6 protein-coding genes are annotated in these 5,618 nt (G+C 72.4%); 3 read left to right on the top strand and 3 right to left on the bottom strand.

Annotated elements, in window-relative coordinates; genetic code table 11:
* Positions 1-6: 6 nt before the first annotated feature.
* A complete protein-coding gene (locus tag JGS39_RS42030) occupies positions 7-120 on the top strand; it encodes an SHOCT domain-containing protein (RefSeq protein ID WP_219574006.1) in 114 nt (37 codons plus the stop codon).
* 33 nt (positions 121-153) lie between these two features.
* On the opposite strand, the gene JGS39_RS36190 is transcribed toward JGS39_RS42030, so the two are convergent.
* From JGS39_RS36190 to JGS39_RS36180, 3 genes are all read right to left on the bottom strand, one after another.
* Positions 154-855, bottom strand: coding sequence for a 2-phosphosulfolactate phosphatase (locus JGS39_RS36190; protein ID WP_219574004.1), 702 nt, complete (start codon positions 853-855; stop codon positions 154-156).
* A gap of 95 nt (positions 856-950) precedes the next feature.
* Positions 951-1,994 carry a serine hydrolase domain-containing protein gene (locus tag JGS39_RS36185; protein WP_308120913.1) on the bottom strand — a complete coding sequence of 348 codons (1,044 nt, stop codon included), beginning with the start codon at positions 1,992-1,994 and terminating at the stop codon, positions 951-953.
* Positions 1,991-2,911 (bottom strand): IclR family transcriptional regulator, encoded by a 921-nt coding sequence (locus tag JGS39_RS36180; protein WP_219574003.1) that lies wholly within the window; start codon positions 2,909-2,911, stop codon positions 1,991-1,993. The genes JGS39_RS36185 and JGS39_RS36180 overlap by 4 nt, the downstream gene beginning before the upstream one ends.
* A gap of 54 nt (positions 2,912-2,965) precedes the next feature.
* On the opposite strand from JGS39_RS36180, the gene JGS39_RS36175 reads away from it, so the two are divergent.
* Entirely contained in the window at positions 2,966-4,540 is a 1,575-nt protein-coding gene (locus JGS39_RS36175; protein WP_219574002.1) for an ABC transporter substrate-binding protein, read from the top strand.
* Positions 4,540-5,520 carry an ABC transporter permease gene (locus JGS39_RS36170; protein WP_219574001.1) on the top strand — a complete coding sequence of 327 codons (981 nt, stop codon included), beginning with the start codon at positions 4,540-4,542 and terminating at the stop codon, positions 5,518-5,520. Before JGS39_RS36175 ends, JGS39_RS36170 begins: the two co-directional genes overlap by 1 nt.
* Positions 5,521-5,618 lie beyond the last annotated feature (98 nt).

Genomic DNA, 5,618 nt, shown 5'->3' with positions numbered 1-5,618 from the left:
GCCCAGCTGCCGCAGGAGGTTCATGACCTCCTGCGGCAGCTGGGCGAACTCCGCGACGCGGGTGTCATCACCGCCGCTGATTTCGAGGCGAAGAAGGCCGACTTCCTCAGCCGGCTCTGACCCCACGGATGCCCGGCGCACGCGCGTCGGTCGTCAGGCCGGGTCCTCCCCGGTCAGCGGGGGCATGGCGTGTGGACGCAGAACCATGAGCGAGCCTTCGGAGGTCGCCACCATGGCGAAGGGGAACCGGTCCAGTTCCAGGCAGAGTTCGACGTCATCGGGGTGAACGCCTTGACGCACCCCCTCCGTCAGCTCGGTGGCGGCGCGTGACGCGGCGCCGCGGCGGAGGAACTCGCCGGCGTCCGTCGCGGTCCCGTCGGCCCGTCCGGCGATGTACTGCGCGCACGCGAGGTCCTCGTCGGCCTGTCCGTCCTCACCGGTGACGACGAACGTGACACTGTCACTCCCGCGCGCCCGCAGGAGCTGCGCCGTCGCCTCCGCCACGACGAAGCCCGCGCACAGCACCAACTGGGCTTCCTTCACCGCGAGTGCGCCGACCGTCCCGGCCGTGGTCTTCTGCACCACGGTCCGTCCACCGAGGTCGACGGACCGCAGCAGACCCGGCGAGTTGACCGCGTCGAACCCCGGCGCGGGCGGGCCGTCCTTGAGCGCGATCCAGTCCGGGTTTCGCGCCTTGAGCGCCAGGGCTTCGTCCAGCGACCCGGCGAGAACGATCTTCTCCGCCCCTCGGGCGAAGGCCCAGGCGGCCACGGTGTACGCGCGCATGACGTCAACCACGACTGCCACCGCGGGAACTTGGGTCAGATCGGCGATGCCGAGGAATTGAGTCTTCATTCACGTCATGATCACGCATGCCGGGTCCGCGGCCCCCGGACAGTGTCGCGCATCACAGCGAGCGTCTCGGCATACGAAATCGCCCGCCGGGCCGCTCAGGCCCCGATCGTGTGGAAGTCCCGCCGCAGCTCCGCGAATCCGCGTTCCTCGCGGCTGGGATGCACGCGGTTCGTGAGCAGGATGGCGTAGCGGCCGGCCTCCGGGTCGATCCACAGGCTCGTGCCGGTGAAGCCCGTGTGCCCGTACGACGCCTGGCCGAAGCCGTCCCCCACCGGCGAGCCGACCGGGTCCTGACCCTGCCAGGCCAGTGAGCGGCGCAGGTTGAGATGGTCCGTGCGCGGGGCGGTCATGACGGTGAGGGTGTCCGGCCGCAGAAGCGGCCGCCCGCCACCGAGCAGACAGCACGCGAGCCGTTCCAGGTCCGCGAGGGTGGCGAAGAGGCCCGCGTGCCCGGCGACGCCGCCGAGTACCACCGCGTTCTCGTCGTGCACCTCTCCGACGACGGTCCGGCCGCGCCAGGGGCAGGCTTCGGTGGCCACCGCGCGGGCGCGGCCCGCGGGCCCCGGCCGGAAACCGGTGTCGGTCAGGCCGAGGGGCGCGCTGACGAGGTCGTTCATCAGGTCGTCCAGGCCCTGGCCCGTGGCCTGTTCGGCGATGAGGCCGAGCAGGATGAAGCCCTGCGAGGAGTACGTGACATGGGTTCCGGGCTCGGCGGTGCGCGGCAGCGGACCGAGCGCCGTGAGCAGCGACTCGCGGGTGGGGTGGTCCCGGTAGAGCGGGACACCGCCCGGCAGTCCGGAGGTGTGGTCGAGGAGTTGGGCGACCGTACGGGCGGCGTGCGGGCTGTCGGAGTAGCGCGCGAGGTGGTGTCCGACGGTGTCGTCGAGGCGGAGGACGCCCCGGTCGACCAGGGCCATGACGACCAGGCCGACGATCGGCTTGGTCACCGATGCGAGGTCCCAGAGGTCCTGGCCGTCCAGAGCCGGTCCGTCGAGCGCGCGGGTGCCGGTCCAGCCGCGGTCGTACGGGCCGGAGGCGTCGCCCAGCGACCAGGCGGCGCCCGAGTAGAGCCCCCGCGCCCGGCCGTCGTCCAGGATCCCGCGGCGGTCGGCGGCCTGCGGTGCGCCGGCGGCGCTCACCGTGCCTCCCCCGCCTCTTCGAGTCCGTTGACAGACGTCCTGGCGCCCGTGTCGCCGCCCGCGGGACGGGCCGGGACCAGTCCCAGTCGTACGCCGGGCTGTGCGGCCAGGCTCGTCGACACCGCGGCGGCGGCGGAGGCCACCATCGGGCCGTACAGCCGCGCGGTCGCTTCGTCGAGCGTGAAGGCGAGTCCGGTCAGTACCAGGGCGCCGACCGCGTGGCCAGTCGCGTCGCGCACCGGGGCGGCGAGCGCGCGCCGGTCGAGCCAGGCGTCGCTGCCGTCGAAGGCGTAGCCGTCACGGGCTGCCGCGGCCAGGGCCTCGCGGGTCGTGTCATCGGCGGATGCGCCGTCGGGGCCGGCCGACAGGAGCGCGCGCTCCTCGGCCGGCAGAGCGGCCAGCAGGGCGAGGCCCGCCGCTCCCGCGGTCACGTGTTCGCGGGAGCCGGGGCTCAGGTCGAGCCCGAGTCCTTGCGCGGGCGCGCGCACGTCGAGGTGGATGACGGTGCGGTCGTCACGCACCGCGTAGGAGGCGAACAGGCCCGTGCGTACACGGAGTTCGTCCAGCACCGGGCCGACCCGGCGCAGCACGGGGTCGTCGGCGAGCGCGCCGGCCGCGAGCCCGAGGAGCCTGGGCCCCGGCCGGTAGCTGCCGCCGGTGGCCGCTTCGGCGTAACCCGACGCGGCGAGGGCGCGCAGCAGGCGGTGCACGGTCGGTTTGGCGAGCCCCGTCCGGCGGGCGAGGTCCGCGAGACGGTGCGGCGCGCCCGGGGCGGCGAGGGCCGCCAGCACTTCCATCGCTTTGTCGACCGGCCCGGGCGCGGGCGGAGCGGCGTCCGCACCCGGGCCTTCGGACACGGCGGCTGACGCGGCGGCGGGAGCCTGCTGCTGCGGACGACTGTTGACCGGTTTCCCCATGTGGCCTACCTTACCCGAACTGCATTCCATTCACCGGAACGAGCGTGTTGTCCAATGGAACGAATATGTGAAGGGGGAGGCGGCCCGCGCGTCGGGTACTCCCGCCGTTCGGCGTTGCGCCTGGGCGGTCTCGCGGTGCCCGCCCTCGTCGCCCCGGCCCTGCTGACCGGATGCGGAGCGCCGTCCGCGGCCTCCGCCGGCAACGTGCTGCGGGTCTCCCAGACCGGGGACCCCAAGACGATGGACCCGCACAAACAGGGCGACATGACGTCGATGAACGCCCTGATCAACATGTTCGACACGCTCACCACGCGGGGCCGCGACAACTCCCTCCAGCCACGGATCGCCGTGTCCTGGAAGGCCGTCGGGCCGAAGGTGTGGCGGTTCGAGCTGCGGCGCGGGGTCACCTTCCACAACGGCGAGCCGTGCGACGCCGAGGCGGTCCGGTTCAGCATCGAGCGGCTGCTCGACCCTGCCACCAAGTCGCCCATCGTGGAGCTGCGTTACGTCGAGCGCGTCACCGTGTCCGGCCGGTACACGGTGGACGTGCACACCTCGGTGCACGATCCGATCCTGCCCGCCAAACTCTCCCTGTTCGGCGGCGTCGTCGTACCCCCGCGCTACCTGGCGAAGGTCGGTGACGAGGGCTTCGCCGCACACCCGGTGGGTACCGGCCCGTTCACCTTCCGCCGCTGGCAGCGCGACCACGAACTGCGCCTCGCCGCCTACGACCACCACTGGCAGGGCCGCCCGCACGTCGACGAGCTCGTCTTCGTCCCCGCCCCCAACTCGTCGTCCGCGCTGGCCGCCCTGCAGAGCGGCGGCGTCGACATCGTGGCGGGCATGACGCCGGACGCCGCCCAGCAACTGGCCGGATACCCGGGCGTGCGGATCGGCCATCACACCGGAATCCGCACCTCGTACCTGTCCCTCGACACCCTGACCGAGGGGCCGTTGCGCGACCGGCGCGTGCGGCAGGCACTCAACCACGCCGTCGACGTACCCCTGCTCATCAAGGCGGTGCTCGGCGGCAACGCCACCGAGGTCCCGGCGATGATCCCGCGTGGCGCGTTCGGCTTCGACAAGTCCGTGAAGCCTTACTCTCGTTCGCTCGCGAAGGCCCGTGCGCTGCTCGCCGGGGCCGGACATCCCGACGGCATCAGTACCTCGATCACCGCCTCCAATCTGGACGCGAACGTCGCCGAGGCGATCTCGGGCCTGCTGGCCCGCGCCGGTATCCGCGCCAAGGTGAACCTGCTCGACCCGGGCACGTACTCCCAGCGCCTGACCTCTTCCAACCACGGTGCCCTCGGCCCGATGTACCTGGCCGCGTCCACCGTCTGGACCATGGACGGCGAGAGCATGCTCCAGTCGAACGTGCGCAGTGACCGGCGGCAGAGCCGCTGGCACGACAAGCGCGCCGACCGGCTCGTGGACCGCGAGGAGCTGTCCGTGGATCCGGCCGTGCGCCGCCGCGCCTTCTCCGAACTCCAGCAACTGATCAAGGACGAGGCGCCGTTCGTGCCCCTGTACCAGATCGACAACATCTATGTGCACAACACCCGGCCGAGCTGGACGCCCGGTGCCGCAGGGGTGCTGGACATGGCGAGCGCGAAGGTGGCCGTGTGATGAGCCAGACCCTGACCGCGCCCGGCGCACGGGTCGCCGGACCCGGCCGCGCGTGGACCGTGCTGCGGCCCGCCGCCGCCCGGCTCGGCACCGCGCTGCTGGTGCTGCTGTGCACCGCGACCGTCGCGTTCTTCCTGGTCCGCCTGTCCGGCGACCCGGTGAAGGTGATGCTGCCGCCCGACGCCACGGCCCAGCAGGAGAACGTGCTCCGGCACAGCCTGGGCCTGGACCGGCCGCTCGTCACGCAGTACCTGGACTATCTGTGGGGCCTGCCGCGCTTCGACTTCGGCAACTCCCTCTTCTACAACCAGCCGGTCCGCTCGGTCCTCGCCGACCGCATCCCGGCCACCCTGCTGCTCGCGGCCGGCGCCCTCGTGGTGACGCTGGTGATCGCGCTGCCCGCCGGCACGATCGCGGCGATGCGCCGCGGCAAAGCCGCGGACCGCGGTGTCATCACGGCCGTCCTGATCGGCCAGTCGACACCCGCGTTCTGGGTGGGCATCCTGCTCATCCTCGTGTTCGCCGTCGGTCTGCACGCGCTCCCCGCCTCCGGATACGGCACGTTCGCGCATCTGGTCCTGCCGTCGGTCACGCTGGCCGTCTACTCGGTCGCCGTCGTCGCGCGGCTGCTGCGCTCCTCGCTGATCGACGTGCTCGGCTCCGACCACATCCGTACGGCCCGTGCCCGCGGCCTCGGCCCGGTGCGCACGGTGCTGCGGCACGGGCTGCGCAACGCCTCGCTGCCCGTGGTGACGGTCGTCGGTCTGGAGGTCGGCAGCCTGCTCGGCGGCGCGATCCTCACCGAGCAGGTCTTCTCCTGGCCGGGTGTCGGTCAGCTGACCGTGCAGGCCATCGCCAACCGCGACTTCCCCCTGGTACAGGGCACCGTGCTGCTGTTCGCCGCCACGTTCGTCGTGGTGAACCTGCTCGTGGACCTGTCCTACGGCCTCCTCGACCCGAGGGTGAGGAACTCCCGATGACCACCACCACCGCCCCCGCGGCCACCTTCGCGCTCGCCATGTCCAGCACCCCTGCGGCACCGGGCGTCCAGCTCGGCCGGGTGTTGTGCACATAGATG

It is taken from the genome of Streptomyces poriferorum (assembly GCF_019399235.1).
GTDB classification, from domain to species: Bacteria; Actinomycetota; Actinomycetes; order Streptomycetales; family Streptomycetaceae; genus Streptomyces; species Streptomyces poriferorum.
The sequence above is the reverse complement of the archived record's forward strand: the minus strand, read 5'-3'. Positions and strand labels throughout refer to the sequence as shown.

Excerpts from the sequence above, each read along its gene's own strand:
- JGS39_RS36170 (WP_219574001.1), top strand. The coding sequence starts at position 4,540 with ATGAGCCAGACCCTGACCGCGCCCGGCGCACGGGTCGCCGGACCCGGC.
- JGS39_RS36175 (WP_219574002.1), top strand. The coding sequence starts at position 2,966 with ATGGAACGAATATGTGAAGGGGGAGGCGGCCCGCGCGTCGGGTACTCC.
- JGS39_RS36180 (WP_219574003.1), bottom strand. The coding sequence starts at position 2,911 with ATGGGGAAACCGGTCAACAGTCGTCCGCAGCAGCAGGCTCCCGCCGCC.
- JGS39_RS36190 (WP_219574004.1), bottom strand. The coding sequence starts at position 855 with ATGAAGACTCAATTCCTCGGCATCGCCGATCTGACCCAAGTTCCCGCG.